At 63.2% G+C, this 17,462-nt stretch carries 19 protein-coding genes and 1 pseudogene; 7 read left to right on the top strand and 13 right to left on the bottom strand.

Annotation, left to right across the window (positions count from 1 at the left end; translation table 11 throughout):
- Positions 1–5 precede the first annotated feature (5 nt).
- Positions 6–1,838, bottom strand: coding sequence for an ATP-dependent zinc metalloprotease FtsH (gene ftsH / locus C8N42_RS18730; protein WP_107818008.1), 1,833 nt, complete (start codon positions 1,836–1,838; stop codon positions 6–8).
- 187 nt (positions 1,839–2,025) lie between these two features.
- On the opposite strand from ftsH, the gene C8N42_RS18725 reads away from it, so the two are divergent.
- The 5 genes from C8N42_RS18725 to C8N42_RS18705 all read left to right on the top strand — a co-directional run bounded on the left by C8N42_RS18725 (position 2,026) and on the right by C8N42_RS18705 (position 5,848).
- The gene (locus C8N42_RS18725; RefSeq protein WP_107818007.1) at positions 2,026–2,961 is read left to right on the top strand and encodes a zinc metalloprotease HtpX; all 936 of its coding nucleotides are present in this window, start codon (positions 2,026–2,028) and stop codon (positions 2,959–2,961) included.
- Between the two features lie 265 nt (positions 2,962–3,226).
- The gene (locus C8N42_RS18720) at positions 3,227–3,655 is read left to right on the top strand and encodes an Hsp20/alpha crystallin family protein (RefSeq protein ID WP_107818006.1); all 429 of its coding nucleotides are present in this window, start codon (positions 3,227–3,229) and stop codon (positions 3,653–3,655) included.
- Positions 3,656–3,670: 15 nt separating this feature from the next.
- Positions 3,671–4,069 carry an Hsp20/alpha crystallin family protein gene (locus C8N42_RS18715; protein WP_107818005.1) on the top strand — a complete coding sequence of 133 codons (399 nt, stop codon included), beginning with the start codon at positions 3,671–3,673 and terminating at the stop codon, positions 4,067–4,069.
- Between the two features lie 40 nt (positions 4,070–4,109).
- Positions 4,110–4,601: an Hsp20/alpha crystallin family protein gene (locus tag C8N42_RS18710; RefSeq protein ID WP_107818004.1), complete on the top strand. Its 492-nt coding sequence runs from the start codon at positions 4,110–4,112 to the stop codon at positions 4,599–4,601.
- A 266-nt stretch (positions 4,602–4,867) separates the two neighbouring features.
- Positions 4,868–5,848 carry a LysR family transcriptional regulator gene (locus C8N42_RS18705; RefSeq protein WP_107818003.1) on the top strand — a complete coding sequence of 327 codons (981 nt, stop codon included), beginning with the start codon at positions 4,868–4,870 and terminating at the stop codon, positions 5,846–5,848.
- Here C8N42_RS18705 and C8N42_RS18700 read toward each other — a convergent pair.
- The 11 genes from C8N42_RS18700 to trbB all read right to left on the bottom strand — a co-directional run bounded on the left by C8N42_RS18700 (position 5,781) and on the right by trbB (position 15,494).
- Positions 5,781–6,020 carry a DUF2274 domain-containing protein gene (locus C8N42_RS18700; RefSeq protein ID WP_107818002.1) on the bottom strand — a complete coding sequence of 80 codons (240 nt, stop codon included), beginning with the start codon at positions 6,018–6,020 and terminating at the stop codon, positions 5,781–5,783. The two genes, C8N42_RS18705 and C8N42_RS18700, sit on opposite strands and share 68 nt — an antisense overlap.
- Positions 6,021–6,022: 2 nt before the next feature.
- Positions 6,023–7,144: a TraB/TrbI/VirB10 family type IV secretion system protein gene (locus C8N42_RS18695; protein ID WP_107818001.1), complete on the bottom strand. Its 1,122-nt coding sequence runs from the start codon at positions 7,142–7,144 to the stop codon at positions 6,023–6,025.
- Positions 7,141–8,169, bottom strand: a complete 1,029-nt coding sequence (gene trbG / locus C8N42_RS18690; protein ID WP_107818000.1) for a P-type conjugative transfer protein TrbG — start codon at positions 8,167–8,169, stop codon at positions 7,141–7,143. The genes C8N42_RS18695 and trbG overlap by 4 nt, the downstream gene beginning before the upstream one ends.
- Positions 8,166–8,855, bottom strand: a complete 690-nt coding sequence (gene trbF, locus C8N42_RS18685) for a conjugal transfer protein TrbF (protein ID WP_107817999.1) — start codon at positions 8,853–8,855, stop codon at positions 8,166–8,168. The genes trbG and trbF overlap by 4 nt, the downstream gene beginning before the upstream one ends.
- A complete protein-coding gene (trbL, locus tag C8N42_RS18680) occupies positions 8,852–10,201 on the bottom strand; it encodes a P-type conjugative transfer protein TrbL (protein WP_107817998.1) in 1,350 nt (449 codons plus the stop codon). The genes trbF and trbL overlap by 4 nt, the downstream gene beginning before the upstream one ends.
- Before the next feature lie 3 nt (positions 10,202–10,204).
- Positions 10,205–10,492: a putative entry exclusion protein TrbK-alt gene (gene trbK-alt / locus C8N42_RS18675; RefSeq protein ID WP_107817997.1), complete on the bottom strand. Its 288-nt coding sequence runs from the start codon at positions 10,490–10,492 to the stop codon at positions 10,205–10,207.
- 17 nt (positions 10,493–10,509) lie between these two features.
- Positions 10,510–11,292 carry a P-type conjugative transfer protein TrbJ gene (gene trbJ, locus C8N42_RS18670; protein WP_107817996.1) on the bottom strand — a complete coding sequence of 261 codons (783 nt, stop codon included), beginning with the start codon at positions 11,290–11,292 and terminating at the stop codon, positions 10,510–10,512.
- A complete protein-coding gene (gene trbE / locus C8N42_RS18665) occupies positions 11,289–13,799 on the bottom strand; it encodes a conjugal transfer protein TrbE (protein WP_107817995.1) in 2,511 nt (836 codons plus the stop codon). The genes trbJ and trbE overlap by 4 nt, the downstream gene beginning before the upstream one ends.
- Positions 13,800–13,805: 6 nt before the next feature.
- On the bottom strand, positions 13,806–14,099 hold the full coding sequence (locus C8N42_RS18660; protein WP_107817994.1) for a VirB3 family type IV secretion system protein: 294 nt from the start codon (positions 14,097–14,099) through the stop codon (positions 13,806–13,808).
- A gap of 67 nt (positions 14,100–14,166) precedes the next feature.
- The gene (locus C8N42_RS18655; protein ID WP_011747801.1) at positions 14,167–14,499 is read right to left on the bottom strand and encodes a TrbC/VirB2 family type IV secretion system protein; all 333 of its coding nucleotides are present in this window, start codon (positions 14,497–14,499) and stop codon (positions 14,167–14,169) included.
- Positions 14,496–15,494 (bottom strand): P-type conjugative transfer ATPase TrbB, encoded by a 999-nt coding sequence (gene trbB, locus C8N42_RS18650; RefSeq protein ID WP_107817993.1) that lies wholly within the window; start codon positions 15,492–15,494, stop codon positions 14,496–14,498. The genes C8N42_RS18655 and trbB overlap by 4 nt, the downstream gene beginning before the upstream one ends.
- Before the next feature lie 414 nt (positions 15,495–15,908).
- Here trbB and C8N42_RS22225 point away from each other — a divergent pair.
- Both C8N42_RS22225 and C8N42_RS22220 read left to right on the top strand, forming a co-directional pair.
- Positions 15,909–16,310 (top strand): annotated as a pseudogene (locus C8N42_RS22225) (transposase); the annotation flags it as partial.
- A 59-nt stretch (positions 16,311–16,369) separates the two neighbouring features.
- Positions 16,370–16,576: a transposase gene (locus C8N42_RS22220; RefSeq protein WP_284483123.1), complete on the top strand. Its 207-nt coding sequence runs from the start codon at positions 16,370–16,372 to the stop codon at positions 16,574–16,576.
- Here C8N42_RS22220 and C8N42_RS18640 read toward each other — a convergent pair.
- The coding region (locus C8N42_RS18640; protein WP_107817992.1) for a LysR family transcriptional regulator at positions 16,577–17,462 on the bottom strand (886 nt) is incomplete at its 5' end.

Below are 17,462 nucleotides of genomic sequence, written 5' to 3'. Positions count from 1 at the left end.
TGTGTTCAGGCCGCTTCGACCTCCTGAGCGCGGACCTTTTCTGCGATGGCCCGAAGGTCGGACTCGTCCAGCGTCTCGCGGTCGAGCAGATCGCGGGACGTTTCCTCCAGCAGCGCCCGGTTCGCGTCGAGAAGCGCGACCGTACGCGCGAAGATGTCGTCGATGATCGCCTTGACAGCGGTATCCATCCGCTCGGCCGTTGCCTCGCTGTGGCGGCGGTTGAGCCAGGCGGATTGATCCCCCGTGCCAAGGAAGCCGGGCCGCTCGGTGTCGTAGCTGACATGGCCCAGATCGGGGTCCATGCCGTACCGCGCGACCATGGCCCTGGCGATGTCGGTTGCCTTCACCAGGTCGTCGGCGGCACCGGTCGAAAGGTGATCGTATATGACCTTCTCGGCCGCACGCCCGCCCAGAAGACCGGCGATCTTGTTCTCCAGTTCCTCGCGGGTCATCAGAAAGCGGTCCTCGGTCGGGCGCTGGATCGTATAGCCAAGCGCACCGATCCCGCGCGGGATGATCGAGACCTTGTGCACCGGATCGACCCCGGGCAGCGCCATCGCGACCAGCGCATGCCCCATTTCGTGATGCGCCACGATTTCCCGCTCGCGCGCGTTCAGAACACGATTGCGCTTTTCCAGCCCGGCGACGATACGCTCTACCGCGTTGCTGAAGTCTTCCATGGTCACCGCATCGGCCTTTCGGCGGGTTGCCAATAGCGCCGCCTCATTGACCAGATTTGCCAGGTCCGCTCCGGAAAAGCCCGGGGTCAGCGCGGCGACTTTCTCGGCATCCACGTCCGGGGCGAGTGTCACCTTCTTCATGTGTACCCCGAGGATCTGGATGCGGCCCTTCTTATCGGGCTTGTCCACCAGCACCTGCCGGTCGAAGCGCCCGGCCCTGAGCAGCGCCGGGTCGAGGATTTCCGGCCGGTTGGTGGCCGCCAGCAGCACGATCCCCGACGACGGGTCGAACCCGTCCAGCTCAGTGAGAAGCTGGTTCAGCGTCTGCTCGCGCTCATCATGCCCGCCGGCCATCTGACCGGAGGCGCGGGCGCGACCAAGCGCGTCGAGCTCGTCGATGAAGATGATCGCGGGTGCGTTCTTGCGGGCCTGTTCGAACAGGTCGCGCACCCTTGCGGCGCCGACGCCCACAAACATCTCGACGAATTCAGAGCCGGAGATCGAGAAGAAGGTCACGCCCGCCTCGCCCGCCACGGCCCGCGCCAGAAGCGTCTTGCCGGTACCCGGCGGGCCGACCAGCAGGATGCCTTTCGGGATCCGGGCGCCGAGCTTGCCGTATTCCTCGGGCGTCTTCAGGAAATCGACCACTTCCTCCAACTCGACCTTGGCCTCGTCGACCCCGGCCACATCGGCAAAGCTGACACCGGTTTCTTTCTCCATGTAGACCTTGGCCTTGCTCTTGCCGACCTGCAGGAAACCCCCAAAGCCCTGACGCTCGGCGAACTTGCGAAAGACAAACATCCAGAGACCGAAAAAGACCACGGCAGGCACCACCCAGGAGAGAAGCGCCCCGATCCAGGTGTTTTGCGGAACGCCGGTGATCTCGACATCCGCATCGTCCAACCGCTCAAGAATTGCGGGATCGACGATCGTGGTGACGAAGCCAGAGCGGCCGTCGATGGGAGTCCCGAAGGTGCCGGTGATCGTATCGGACCCGACCGCAACCGAAGCGATGTCGCCGTCGGCCAGATACTGTTCGAATTGGCTGTAGCTGATCGGCGCGATGCTGCGGTAGCTGGCGATCAGATCCTGAATAAAGATCACCGCAAAAAACGCGAAGATCCAGTACCAGATGTTAAATTCGGTTCTCTTTTCCATCCCCTTCTCTCCTCGGCGCCAACCCGTAGAGATGTTGCTGATTTGTCACGCATAGCTAGATTGGTATTGCCTGATCAGAGTTCAAGAGAGTTCCGCCATGAAGATCGAAGTTGGCAACCACGCCCAAAGTTCTTACATCCCGTGGCGTGCCACTTCCCGTTAGCCGTAAGTGAAATTTATTGCGATCATGATTGCGACGCCGCGCCACCAATTCCTGAACCTGCTCCAATCCATCCTGCTTTTGGCAGGTATGGCCGCTATCGCCTGGTTCATCGTTTCGGCGATTGCGGGACAGGGCTTGGCAATTGCAATCGTCATCGGATCCTTGCTGGGATTGCTGCTGTCACCCGGCATCCCGAAACGTCTGTTGCTGAACGCCTACGGCGCACGCAGGCTCAGCGGGCGGGAATTTCCAGAGGGCATGGCGATACTGGCCGAACTCGCACGCCGCGCCGGGCTGCCGCGTGTACCGGAACTCTACTATGTACCGAGCCAGATGCCGAACGCCTTCGCTATGGGCTCTCCGGATGAAAGCGCCGTCTGCGTCAGCGATGGTCTTCTTCGATTGATGAACCAGCGCGAACTGGCCGGGGTTCTGGCGCACGAGGTCGCTCACATCGCCAACTGCGATCTCTGGATCATGGGGCTGGCCGACGCGATGTCGCGCGCAGTGTCGCTCGCATCCTGGGTTGGGCAACTCATCCTGCTGCTGAACCTGCCGCTCATCCTGGCCGGCGCGGCTTATGTGCCCTGGCAGGTACCACTTGTCCTGATCTTTTCACCCACGATCATGGCCCTTCTTCAGCTCGCGCTGTCGCGGGCCCGGGAATACGATGCCGACAGGGGCGGCGCCGAGCTGACCGGCGATCCCGATGGCCTCGCTTCGGCCCTCCTCAAGCTGGAACGCCGCGTCGGGCGCGTCTGGGAAGAGATATTCCTGCCCGGACGCCGCATCCCCGAACCCTCGCTCCTGCGCACGCACCCGCCCACCGCCGATCGAATCCGACGGCTGCGCAAACTTTCCGGACCCCGCCGACCGGTCCCACCGTCCGTTCCCCTGAACGCACCGCGGGCTGTGCGCGTTTCCACGCCGCGTTACGGGCCTTGGGGCGTCTATCGATGAGAACATTTTTTGCGTCGAGGTCTTGAAGTTGTAAATTGGCAACACTTTATTTACTGCGGAACGCCCAGTTGGGGTTTCACGGATACGCGATAGGTTCGGCTGAATAAGCGGGCCGCCTGACGTTCGCCCGACGGGAACGTATGGCAGACGCGAACGCTCCAGACCGCCGCCGAAATGGCGAAACTTGAGGCATGTCCGTTCTCCGCGGGCGTTCAGTGGCGTGGTGGCAAATCCACGCCGTCATCTGTAACGACGGAGGCGAAACATGCTCTATCCCACCTACACACGTCGCAGCGATCCGTTTGCGCTGATGCGCTCGATGCTGCGCGACTTCGACAGGGTCTCGCCAAGCCGCTTGGCGCAGCCCGTCTTCCCGGCCGTGAATGTCTGGCAGAGCGACGAGGCGGTCGCGATCACTGCAGAACTCCCTGGCGTTGACCCGGCCGACATCGACATTTCCGTGAAGGAAAATGTCCTGACGCTCTCTGGCGAGCGCAAGGCGCCCGAAGTTCCGGAAGGCGCCCGCTGGCACCGCAACGAACGCGGCTTCGGCCGGTTCGCCCGTTCGGTTCGGCTGCCTTTTGTGGCCGCAGACGACAAAGTCGAGGCGCGGATGACCAACGGCGTGCTGCGTATCGTGGTCGGCCGCCCCGAAGAAGACAAGCCGCGGAAGATCGAGATCAAGGCTGCGTAAGAGGAGGGCAGACCCATGACCAACGACATGACCCATACTGCGGACAAGACTTCGACCGAGACGCCGGAAACCACCACCGGGCGTCGCATCTACCGACCTCTGACTGATATCGTCGAAACAGCCGACGGAATGACACTGATGCTTGAGATGCCTGGTGTCACCGCTGAGGACGTGGACATCACGCTTGAAAAGCGCGTGCTGACGATCCGCGGCAAGGTTCACACTACACAGCCCGAGAAGCTGCAATTGGCCTATGCCGAATATGGCGAAGGCGATTTCGAGCGGGCTTTCACCATGTCCGACGACTTCGATCCCGACAAGATCGGCGCCCAGCTCTCGAATGGTGTCCTGACCCTGACGTTGCCGCGCGCAGCGGAAGCACAACCCAAAAAAATCACGGTAAAGGCGTCGTAAGCCGGGCACTTTGCACCCAAAAGAAGAAAGGAGAACTCACATGCAGATCAAGGACCTGATCCCTTGGGCGCGGAAGGATCATGCGCCCGACCCGAAAAGTGATGACCAGAACCCCATCGCCACCCTTCAACGCGACATGAACCGTGTGTTCGAAGGCTTCTGGAACCGCGTCGGCGATTTCGATTGGCCCTGGGGCGGTGGCGAAGCGAAATCCGACGTGGTCGAGACCGCAGATCACGTCGAGGTGTCGATCGAACTGCCCGGCATGGAAATGAAAGACATCGAGGTCACCGTGACCGATGACATACTGACCATCAAGGGCGAGAAGAAGATCGAGCGGCAGGAGGAGAAGAAGGGTTATTATCTCTCCGAACGCAGCTATGGCGCGATCTATCGCACGATCCCGCTACCGCCGGGAGTCGACGGTGAGAAGGCGGATGCCAGCTTCAAGAACGGCGTGCTGACGATCAAGCTGCCGCAGACACCGGAGGCGCAGGCCAAGGTCAAGCGCATCAAGGTGAAAAACGCCTGATGCCAAATGGCGTGCCGGCGGCACCGTGCTGTCGGCACGACGACCTGCACTTCTCCAGTCTTGGACGGCTAAATCCAATCGGGAGAGAGCGATGCAGGTCCGGTTGGAACTTAAGGCAGTTGCCCGGGACTGGTCTTCCGCAAAAGTACTTCCTAGCAGTTCACATAGCTAAAATGGACGAACGATCTCGTCAAAAGCACGGCACCAGAACCCTGCACGATCGAGTGCGAGACCCACCTATGGGGGCATCGAGCGGTTGACACACGATGAAAAGGAGAGCACGTGACATTGAGTTTCGGCACCTGCGGTGCTTCGTTAATGCAGCCGATCATGGCAGTTTCCGAAAGGCTGGAAGCACGATGGGTGTCCAGCAGTCATCAATCAGTCGATGCATCTGCGATCTCGAAGATCGCCTCGGAACATCCTTGTTCCACCGTCATCGAAGCGGTGTGACCCTAAACCGCGCCGGGCAACAATTTCTACCTCGCGCACGTCAGATAATTCGCGGGCTTGATGAGAGCTTGTACGCGATGGCGGCACTTGGCAGATCGGAAAACGGCCGTATAAGAGTCGGCATTTATTCATCGATTGCCTCGGGCTTTCTGGCCGAATTGCTGCGCTCCTTCGGGGAGCAGCAAAATCATGTGCAGATCGAATTGATCGATGGAAACCCGGAAGAACACGTCGCTGCCATTCGCGGGCTCAAACTCGACGTCGCTTTCCTAACCGGAACCCGAACCTGGCAAGATTGCGACAGCGCATTGATGTGGTCGGAAGGTGTTTTCGTTGTCCTGCCCGAACGCCATGAGTTAGCCATCCGGACAGCAGTCGACTGGCGCGAGCTTAGCGGCGAGGCTTTCATGGTCAGCGAAACAGCGCCGGGCCAAGAGATCTATGACTATCTGGTGAGGAAGCTGGCAGAGCTCAGTTGGCACCCTGACATACATGTGCAGTCCGTAAGTCGAGATAACCTGCTGTCATTGGTTGCCATTGGGCGAGGTTTGACCGTGGTCAGCGAGGCAATGACAGTGACGACCCATCCGGGAGTGGTCTTTCGACCGATCAAGGGCGAGCGCCTTCCATTTTCTGCAATCTGGTCGCCGAATAACGACAACCCCGCGTTCAGGCGTCTTCTGAGCATGGCGAGGACAAAAGCAGGGTGGGAAAGAAGCGCGGCTATCAGTGAGCACCTCTGTGGATTTGAGCCGCACGCCGCGCCTTCGCAAACCCGCGATCCGTCGCCATGAACCGCTCCAGCATCGGAACGATCAGCCGGACAGGATCGGCAACAGCTTGGCCGGTCTCCCGCCCTAACACCTCTGCATACGCCACAAGATCGCGATGAACGGACGCGGGCAATTCCACTGTCACCTTCACCGGCTTGTCATCGGGCAGCGGCCCCAGCTTCAGTTTCGACATGATCACCCTCCTGCCGGTTCGAATACCAGATCGCGGGTGACGATGATCCTGACCGGGAAACCCGGACGGATGGTCAGCGTTGGCGCGACCTGCAGCTGACGCTGGATGATCTGCTGACCGGCCTGGTTGATCGTATCCACAGCGCCATCGCGGATCGCCTGGACCAGGCGGTCTACGTCATCGGTGGCGAGGTCCGCGCCGATCGCGAGCAGCGTGGACAGACCCGCTGCGCGCATAAGATCCCACCAGTGGTAGTCAACGCCATCCTCGAGGCCGGCATAGCCGCTCGCATCCGCCCCCGGCAGACGTTCGAGAACGATGGACCGGCCTCCGGGAAGGATCAGGCGGTTCCAGACCAGCAGCACGCGTCTCTGGCCGAACGTCACACCGTCATCGTATTGGCCGATGATACGGGTTCCCTGTGGGATCAACAGCAGCGACCCGGTCGGGCTGTCATAGACGTTCTCGGTGACCTGCGCGGTGATCTGGCCTGGGAGATCGGAGCGAATGCCGGTGATCAGCGCGGCCGGGATCACTGCTCCGGCCTGAAGGATGTACGGCGAGGCTGGCGGCTGAATGCGATCCGATGCGACGGTCTGCCGATCCACCGGACCGTTGAGGAAAGCCGTATGCCGGCTCCCCTCAGGTTGCCCGGAGCCACCCAGGCCCGGAAGGTTCCCGCCGCCCCCGGCCGTCGTCGCCCTGCCAGACGCCGCCTGAAAGAAGACCCCGCTCAGACGCGCGGTTTCCTCCTCTGCCCTGCGGCGCTCCGCTTCCGGATCGACGGTCGGGCCCACAATCGGCGGAGGGGTCACGGGCACTCCGCGCTCCTGCGCATCGAGGATCGGCCGCCCGAGGTCACCGGGCAGTGCAGGTCCCAGAACCGGCCCGGTATAGTCGGACGGCAATCCTTCCAGGCCGTCCGCGGCCGGTCGGTTGTCTATGGAATAGAGTTCTCCACCTCCCGGCCCAGCCTCACGGGTCTGGAGCGCATAGATCAGCGCGCCTCCAAAGCCGAACAACGCGACCGCTCCGACACCGGCCAGAACCTTGCGCGACAGCCTCGTCACGCGCGGCGGATCGGGGCGCAGACGCATCGGAGCTGCAGGATCTGTGTCACTCATGACGCCCCTCCCCTTCGAGTATCCCCCGCCGTCCGCGCATCCGCCTCGCGCTCCTCCATGCGCAGGATCCGGACCACCTGCTGGCGGTCTCCTGCGCCCAGCCGGAGCTCCGCCGCACCGAAGAGGCGATCCACGATCAGCACGTTGCGGTGGATACGGCTGTTGACGATCTGCGGCTCTCCATCGGCGCCGAGCACGAAGAGCGGCGGCATTTCGCCTTGGGCGATGCCCGCCGGGAAGACGACATAGACGCGGCGGCCATCATCGAACACGGAAACCGGGCGCCAGGGCGGACTCTCACCCTGAATCTGCAAGCCGTACCGATGATTGCGGGCCGACGGTGCCGGGATGTTCGGCGCGGTTACCACGGCCTGTCGCCTACCACGCGGCGCTGCCGGATAAGCCCAGGCAACCGAGGGCATGTAAAGCGCCTCGCGCGCACGCAGCTCGATCGTGTACACCCGCCTGTCAGTGCTGATCACCAGATTGGTCGAGATGTCGTCCCGCGTCGGTTTGACGAGGATGTGGACGCGGGCGGTGGATCCGGTCCCACTCTCCGTGTCGCCGATGATCCAGCGCGTGGTATCTCCCGCGGCGATCGGGCCTGCGCCGGTCAGGCGCTCGCCCGGCTCGAGTGCGATGTTGGTGATCTGACCCGGCGCGGCATAGACCTGATACAGGGCTCCTTCCGACCAGGGATAGATCTGGATCGCATTGTAATAGCCCTCGCGGCGCGGTTCGACCCGGGCGGCGGCATTGGCGTTTTCGACACGACCAGTCGGTGTGCCTGCCACCGCTCCGCCATGGGCCACTGTCCAGACTGGCGGCGTGTGCAAGGGCCGAGGGCGTTCCTCGGCCGTTGAGGCGGGCGGAGTGGACAGCGGCGGCACGGACTCGTCGTAACTGAATTCCGGCACCCGGTTACTGGCACATCCCGCCAGAAAGGATGCGCAAAGCAGCAAGGCCACCAAGGTGGGCTTATTGACACCCGGAGACCTGGTTGCATGAAGATGCTGTTCAGTCATTGGCTCATCTCCCGCGACCAGGAGATCGCATTGACGTAGATACCGAGGGGATTGGCGCGCAGGCGCTCGGCGCTGCGCGGGGTCTGGATCACGACGGTCAGGATCGCGGTCCAGCGCTCGGTCGTGGAAAGCTGGCCGTTCTCGTAGCGGCGCTCGGTCCAGGCAACGCGGAACGATCCCGGCGAGGCCCGGATGACCGAGGACACCTCGACGGCGATCTGTTGACGACCGACGCGGGTGAACGGGTCGTTGGCGCGGGCGAAGTCGTTCAGCGCAGCCGCACCACGGTCCGTGGTGAACTCATAGGCGCGCAGCCAGTTTTGCCGCACGATGATCGGGTCGGCGGGGATGGAACGAACCTGTTCGATGAAACGACCAAGATGGAAGGCGATCTGCGGATCGGTCGGCTCGTAGTCGGCGGAAGCCGGGGCGACCGCCTGAGCCTCGCCGAGCGCGTCGACCTGAACGACCCAGGGCACTACCGTGCCACGCGCGGATTGCCAGACAAGGGCGCCTGCAAATCCCGCCGCAAGGATCAGGCTGCCGAAGGCCATGTAGCGCCAGTTGCGGGCCTGAACACGGGCGGAGCCGATACGCTCATCCCAGACCTGCGCGGCCCTCTGGTAAGGCGTCTCTGGCTGAAGTGTCTTGCCATAATGAGTGGCGGAGCGCCTGAAGAGGTTCATGAGCGATCCCTTTCGGAGAGATTGACGGAGGTGCCAGAGCCGTGGCTGTCACCAGACCGGACGGCATGGGCGGCAGCGCGCACGCCATGGCTCACGGCCTGGCTATGGCGCATGCGCTTCGCCCAGGCTGGCGGGCCATCGGAGGCGGACGGGCTGGAAGAAGGCACGGGCGCCGCTCCGCCGACCGTGCCCATCGAGGTGGTTCCGCCCGTCGCCGCAACACCGCCCTTGACGCCCTCGGCGTAGCTGGACTGGATGCCGCCAGCCGCGCGAGAGGACGCCTTCTTGAGCGGTGATGCCGAGGCGGCGGCCCCGGCGCGCGCTACACCAGCCATCCCGCCGGCGAGACCACCTCCGCCCATCGAGCCGAGCGTGTAGACGCTCGAGGCAGCGCCCGCCGCGCCCGCGCCGCCGCGTGCCAGGGCGGCGCCACCGGAGAGCGCAGATCCCGCGCCGCGTGCCGCCAGCATGCTCGCCCCTCCGGCCCCGATCGCAGCGCCACCAACGGCAAGGCCGGTGCCTATGGCCGCCCCCGCGCTGAGTTGCGGCCCGCCGGACACCAGACCCGAGGCGATGCCGGGGCCGAAGATGCCGAGGCCCAGCAGAGACAGGGCGGCCAGCACAATCGCCATGGCGTCATCGATGGTCGGCGTCACGCCTCCGAAGCCGGCTGTGAACTGACCGAAGAGCGTCGATCCGATGCCGATGATCACGGCCAGCACCAGAACCTTGATGCCGGAGGAAATCACGTTGCCCAGCACGCGCTCGGCCATGAAGGCGGTCTTGCCGAAGAGGCCGAAGGGGATCAGCACGAAGCCCGCGAGGGTCGTGAGCTTGAACTCGATCAGGGTGACGAAGAGCTGCACCGCGAGGATGAAGAAGGCGAGGATCACCAGCGCCCAGGCGAAGAACAGGCAGAGGATCTGGACGAGGTTCTCGAAGACCGCGACCCAGCCCATCAGATCGGAGATGCTTTCGAGCAGCGGTCGTCCGGCCTCGAGCCCGGTCTGGGCGACGCGGCCGGGGCGCAGAAGATCGGCGGCGGAAAACCCGGTGCCCGAGGCCATCAGACCGAGGCCTGCGAAACTCTCGAAGACGATCCGGGCGAGGTTGTTCCAGTTGGAGATGATATAGGCGAAGACCCCGACGAAGAGTGTCTTCTTCACCAGTCGGGCGATGATGTCGTCATCGGCGCCCCAGGCCCAGAACAGCGCCGCCAGCGTCACGTCGATGACGATCAGCGTGGTGGCGATGAAAGCCACCTCGCCCCCGAGCAGACCGAACCCGCTGTCGATATAGCTGGTGAAGATGCCCAGAAAGTTGTCGATGACGCCGGTTCCACCCATGGCTCATTGGTCTCCCGGACGCTGCGGCGCTTCAGATGCAGGCGTCCGGCCGAGGAACCGGTCGCGGTTCTCAGCCCAGGCGGCGAGGCAATCGGCATCGCTGGCAGCGGCCTCGCCAAGCTGCTGGCACCGGCGCAGCGTCGCGCGGAGAGGATCGGCAGACGGCTGGAGCGCGGGCGCACTGCTGGCCGGCACGGGAGCTTCCTCGCGTGTCATCTCGATCACCGTGGCTGTGATCGCGATCGCCACGAATACGATGGCTGCGATCCGGGCCAGCACCTTCCCCTCCATCGTCTCCCCTCCCGGCCTCAGTTGAACATTTGCGCGTTGCCGGGCTGGTAGCCCGAGCCCGGCGTCAGGAAGCGCTCGCGCTGGATGCGGCCCTGTTCAGCAGCGGTGGCGCGCTCGGCCTCAGTCAGCGCGTTGGCGCGGCCGTTTGCCGAGATCACCGCGATCAGATCTGAGAGCTGCTGCGATTGCAGCGCGAGGAGCTGGTTGCCCGCCTGCGTGGCCTGCAGAGCACCGACCGCGTTCTGGCTCTGCCCTACGAGCGCGGACATCTCGGCGCGATTGGCTTCGATATTGCCAACGACTCCGGCCTGCACGCGCATGGCATCCTGCAGGCCAACGACGGTGTTCTCCCAACGGGACCGGGCTTCGGCGATCAGTTGCTGGTCGGTCGCCGTCAGGGAAAGGTTGCCATAGTCCTGCTGGAACATCTGGTCGATGCTCTGCACGTCGAAGGCGATGTTCTGCGCCTGCGCCAGGAGCTGCTGCGTGCGGCTGACGTTCTGCTGGATCTGCTGGAGCGCGGAATACGGCAGGTTGGCGAGATTGCGCGCCTGGTTGATCAGCATCTGCGCTTCGTTCTGGAGCTGTGCGATCTGGTTGTTGATCTGCTCCAGAGCGCGCGCCGCGGTCAGGAGATTTTCGGCATGGTTGGTCGGGTCATAGACGATGAACGGCCCCCCGCCGATGCCGAAGAGCGCGTGCGCGGGCGGCGCTGCGATGGGCGACATCGCCATGGGCATCGCCAGCGCGAGGGCGAGCAGCGACGGGCCGGCGAACCGAAACGTGATCTTGCGAGTCATGGTGTGATCTCCTCTTCTTCAAGGTCGATGTCGGCGTCCTCAACAACAGCGGTGGCCGGAGAGGCCCCGTCCGCGTCCAAGGCGAGATTGGTGAGGTCGGGGATCAGATCGGCGGCCCAATCGAGGCCATGCGCCTTCAGCCAGGCGGCGAGGAAGCCGTCTTGGCCGTGCTCGGCGCAGATCTCAGCAATCAGCGCCTGATCCGATTTGGACGACGCCGCGCAGAGGGCCAGACCGACCTCGCTGAGGCCCAGTTCGAACAGCCGGTTGCCACGCCGCGACTGACAATAGTAGTCGCGCTTGGGCGTGGCTCGCGCGAGGATCTCGATCTGCCGGTCATTGAGGCCGAAGCGACGATAGATCGCGGTGATCTGCGGCTCGATCGCCCGCTCGTTCGGCAGCAGGAGCCGCGTCGGGCAGCTTTCGATGATCGCCGGCGCGATGGCGCTGCCGTCGATGTCGCTGAGGCTCTGCGTCGCGAAGATCACCGAGGCGTTCTTCTTCCTCAGCGTCTTCAGCCATTCGCGGAGCTGCTCCGCGAAGGCATCGTCATCAAGTGCGAGCCAGCCCTCGTCGATGATGAGCAGCGTGGGGCGTCCATCGAGCCGATCACCGATCCGGTGGAACAGGTATGAGAGGACGGCGGGCGCCGCGCCGGTTCCCACCAGCCCCTCGATCTCGAAGGCCTGCACATCCGCCGATCCCAGCTGTTCGGTCTCGGCGTCGAGCAGCCTGCCATAGGGTCCACCCACGCAGTATGCGCGGAGCGCCTGCTTCAAATCGTTGGATTGCAGCAGGACCGCAAGCCCGGTCATGGTCCGCTCGCCCACAGGGGCCGAGGCCAACGAAGTCAGTGCCGTCCAGATATGCTCCTTCACATCCGGGGTGATCTGGATGTTCTCGCGCGTCAGGATGGCGACGATCCAGTCGGCCGCCCAGGCGCGCTCGGAGGTCTCGTGAATGCGGGCCAGCGGTTGTAGCGAGACAGAGCTCTCGGCAGCGTCGGTCAGCTCTCCGCCGAGGTCATGCCAGTCGCCGCCCATCGCGAGCGAAGCGGCGCGGATAGAACCGCCGAAGTCGAAAGCGAAGACCTGGCTGCGCGGATACCGCCGGAACTGCAGCGCCATCAGCGCCAGCAACACAGACTTGCCCGCGCCGGTCGGGCCGACGACGAGGGTGTGACCGACATCCCCGACATGAAGAGAAAACCGGAACGGGGTGGAGCCTTCGGTCCTGGCGTAGAGCAACGGAGCGTCGCCGAAATGCTCATCCTCTTCTGGCCCCGCCCAGACCGCCGAGAGCGGGATCATATGGGCAAGATTCAATGTGCTGATCGGTGGCTGCCGGACATTGGCATAGGCATGCCCGGGCAGACTTCCGAGCCAGGCATCGACGGCGTTGACCGTTTCGACCATGACGCTGAAATCGCGGGACTGGACGATCTTCTCGACCAGCCGCAGCTTCTCGTCGGCGCGGCGAACGTCCTCGTCCCAGACCGTGATCGTCGCAGTGACATAGGCCATGCCAGCCAGATCCGCGCCGAGTTCCTGCAGGGCCATGTCCGCGTCGGCGGCCTTGTTCGCGGCATCTGTATCGACCAGCGCGGATTGCTCGTTGGTCATCACCTCCTTGAGGATCGCGGCGATGGACTTACGCTTGGCAAACCACTGACGGCGTATCCGGGTCAGCAGCTTCGTCGCATCCAGCTTGTCCATGAGAATGGCCCTGGTCGACCAGCGATAGGGAAAGGCCAGCCGGTTCAAATCGTCGAGCAGGCCCGGGGTCGTGGCGCCGGGAAAGCCGGTGATCGTCAGGACGCGGAAATGCTGATTGCCCAGGCGCGGCTCCAGCCCGCCGGCCAGCGGCTGGTCGGGCAAGAGCGCGTCGAGATAGACCGGCACCTCGGGCACGCGCACGCGGTGCCGGTTGGTCGAAATCGTCGAATGCAGGTAGGTGAGCGTATCGGCGTCATCGAGCCAGTGGCAGTCCGGCATGAAGCCGTCGAGCAGCGCCAACACGCGATCGGTACGATCGATGAAGCCGCGCACCTGATCCCAGGGGTTCACACCTGAGGTCTCGCGGCCCTCGTAGAGCCAGGATTCTGAGCGTGCCGCGTCCTCCGCCGGCGGAAGCCAGAGGAGGGTCAGGAAATAGCCGGATACGAAATGGCTCCCCTCCTCCTCGAAATCGGCCTTGCGCTCGGCATCGACCAGCGCCGATGCCGCATCCGGGAAGGTGCTTGCAGGATAGGTCGCGGCCTCAGAGCGCTGCGCTTCCACGAAGATCGCCCAACCCGAACCGAGGCGGCGGAATGCGTTGTTCAACCGTCCGGCGACCGCGACCAGTTCGGCCGCGACGGCGCTGTCCAGATCGGGACCCCGAAACTTCGCCGTTCTCTGGAACGAGCCGTCCTTGTTGAGGACCACACCTTCCCCAACCAGCGCCACCCAGGGCAGGTAGTCGGCGAGGCGCGAGGCGTTGCGACGGTATTCTGCGAGATTCATCATGTGGGTTCACACCGAGAGATGACCGGGAATGCGCAAATGGCGGCGGGCGACCTCGACGAAGAGCGGATCGCGCCTTGCCACCCAGACGGCGGCGATGTGGCCGACGGCCCAGATCAGGATCCCGACCAGCCAGAGCTGAAGTCCGAGGCCGACCGCACCCGCGAGTGTGCCATTCAGAATGGCGACTGAGCGCGGGGCTCCGCCGAGCAGGATCGGCTCGGTCAGCGCGCGGTGGACCGGAACGCTGTATCCCGGCACCGCGTCGAGGGCTTCGAAGCCCTGCCATTCGCTTGCGCTCATGGCGTTCCTCCCTGGACACTCTCCACCGGAGAGTGTCCTGTCCCTGCGGGCCACCGGTCGCCACCCATCAGATCAGCGCCCCGCCACCAAAGCTGAAGAAGCTCAGGAAGAAGGACGAGGCCGCAAAGGCGATGGAAATCCCGAAGACGATCTGGATCAGCCGCCGGAAACCGCCGCCGGTATCGCCGAAGGCCAGCGTCAGACCGGTGACGATGATGATGATCACCGCCACGATCTTGGCCACCGGCCCCTCGACGGAGTCGAGGATGGATTGCAGCGGTGCTTCCCAGGGCATGGAAGACCCGGAGGCATGAGCAGCCGGGGCGATGAACAGGCTGACATAGGTGGCGGCGGCCGCGGTGGCGATGTGCTGGCGGATGCGCAGGGCGTGACGGATCATTCGGGATCTCCTTGTTCGTGAGGGATGGCGGGGTCTGAAATGGCAGGGGAAATCCGGTAGTCGCCCTCCGGCCCGAGGCCCTCGACGCAGGCGAGTTCGACCAGACGACGCGCGGACCCTCGACCGGCCAGGACGGCCACGATGTTGATGGTCTCCGCGATCATGGCGCGGGGCACGGTAACGACGGCTTCCTGGATGAGCTGCTCGAGACGGCGCAGCGCGCCAATCCCGGAACCGGCATGGATGGTGCCGATCCCGCCCGGATGGCCGGTGCCCCAGGCCTTGAGCAGGTCCAGTGCCTCGGCGCCACGCACCTCACCGATCGGAATACGATCGGGGCGCAGACGCAGCGAGGACCGCACCAGATCGGACAGGCTGGCAACACCGTCCTTGGTGCGCATCGCCACGAGGTTCGGCGCGGCGCATTGCAGTTCTCGGGTGTCTTCGATGATCACGACGCGATCGGAGGTCTTGGCCACCTCGGCGAGCAGCGCATTGGTCAGCGTGGTCTTGCCGGTCGAGGTGCCCCCCGCCACCAGGATATTGGCACGTGACGCAACCGCCTGCCGCAGCGCCTCGGCCTGCGCAGGGGTCATGATCCCGGCGGCGGAGTAATCGTCGAGCGTGAAGACGGCTACGGCTGGCTTACGGATGGCAAAGGCCGGGGCTGAGACCACGGGAGGCAGCAGCCCCTCGAAGCGCTCGCCGGTTTCCGGGAGCTCCGCAGAGACGCGTGGGGACAGACCATGAACTTCGACGCCGACGTGGTGCGCGACCAGTCGTACGATGCGTTCACCATCGGCTGCGCTGAGCGTCTTACCACTATCGGCCAATCCTTCGGAAAGTCGGTCGACCCAGAGCCGCCCATCGGGGTTGAGCATCACCTCGACGGTCATGGGGTCGTCCAGAAACCCGGCGATCGCCGGCCCGAGCGCGGTGCGCAGCATCCGCGCGCCTCTCCGGATCACCTCTGGTCTCTGATCGGTCTTCGCCATGCCGGCCCCGTTCCCTTGCGGGCGCCTCCAACCGGCCGCCCTGGATCGGGGTCGATTAAGAAAGCCGTAAAAGCCTAAGGCTCAACAGGTTTCTGAGGGGCGTAGTAGTGTGGCGTGTAAAGACAGGTGATCGGCGAAATGCAAAGGGAGCCGAGGTCGTTCCGAACTGACCTCTCTTATTCACCGGAGCGCACGAGAGGGTTGGCGGTAGTAGCGTAAACCATTGTCCTGTTGTAGGAAATTAAGTGCTTAGACCAAACATGCAACGGGGCAAGAAATGCCACGAGTCATACTCGGAGGGGGGGGATAGCGCGCTGCTGATTACGTTTCCAGCGGTCGGTAACAGTGGCCTTCGACGGTGGTAGGATCACGTCGAATGGAGGCGTTCTGCTGCTGGCGTAGGCCGAGCGCGAAATGGGACTCTGTGCACGGTTCGCCGCCTGCATTGCCGATCCGCGCGATCAGTTTCGGGTGATCCACCAACTCGATGACATACTGCGGGCGCGGGTCTTGGTGATCGGCTGCAGCTATAAGAATGCCGATGACCTTGATGCTCTGCGCGATGATCCTGGCTTCCGCCTGGCACTGGGCAAGCTGCCGGGATCGGGCGCGGGCCTTGCCAGCCAGATGATCATGAGACACTGGGAGAACGCACCGACTACACGCGAGCTGGTGCGTTTGATGGAAGCGATGATCGGCATCTACGGAGCCAGTTATCCAAGCCCCCCCCGAGGCGATGAAGCTGGATATCGATGACACCTGTGTGTCGTGCACGGCTACCAGCAGCTGTCGTTCTGGAATGATCATCACGGCGAACGCTGTTTCTTGCCGATCCACGTTTACGACACGGCCACGGGCCAGCCGATCGCCATGCTGTGGGCACTGGCAGGACGCCGACGGGTGCGGAGGCAGCCGGACACATCCGGCGTCTCGTTCGCCAACTGCGACACCACTGGCCAGAAACCCACATTACTATCCGCAGCGATGGACACTACTGCAAACCCGAGGTTACGGCCTTCTGCGAGGAGCATGGCATCGACTATGTCTTGGGCCTTCCGACCAACTCCTCCATCACCCGATGATCATGTAGAAGGAAGCGCCACTTGCAGAATGGAGATATCGCTGTGGTCAGGATAGCTCTGGGAATACGTCCAATCGGACGTGCCCTTGCGATGCCGTCCAGCGCATATATGTGCGGCACTTATGAGCCGCCGAAGCGCAGGATTGCTGTTCGTCCTTTTCCAAATGGCATTGAACGGTACACTTTTTTTCGCTTCGTTAAACGGAAGATAGGCAAGTTCTCGCTCATCCGGTCTTTGCCAAGATGAGACTGCAACCGTAATACCCTGATTCAAGGCGACCAGATCCAGAAGCATCTCTTGCGTGGAATCAATCCGATCGATCTTAAGGCTGCACCCATCGTCGACAACCATAGCTTTACGAATGAAAGCTTCAACCTCGGGTCCAGGCGCTGCGACGGTAACTAGAACTCGTTCGTTCTGCATGGACGACCAACCGACCGATGGCTGGCACGACAAGGCGTGGTCTTTTGAGGTGACAACAAAGACCTCTTCTTGCCAGAGCTGTGCATAATCACAGCTGGAAGGAACTTCGCAGTCGGTGATAAAGGCAATATCCAAAGAGCCCGCAGCCACCAATTTAACATGCTCTTTTGTTGTGCCATCAAGCACGCTCAGTTGAACCTTGGGATGGACGATCGAGTATCGCCTAAGCAGTTCCTTCAGGAAGCCTGTACCCAAGGAGGTCTGGATTCCGATCGTTAGGCTTCCAGTCTTTCCACGACCAGCCAGCCTTGCATATCGTTTTGCGCGGTCGAGCAGCTTGATCACTGTCTTGATTTCCTGAATGAAAGCCTGCCCAGCTTCAGTAAATTCGACACCGTTATGGTGCCTCTCAAATAGCATCGCACCCAAATCATCCTCAATGGCGCGGATCGTGCGACTCAGT

This window comes from Celeribacter persicus (assembly GCF_003050785.1).
GTDB lineage: Bacteria > Pseudomonadota > Alphaproteobacteria > Rhodobacterales > Rhodobacteraceae > Celeribacter > Celeribacter persicus.
This window is presented reverse-complemented; position numbering and strand designations above follow the sequence as displayed.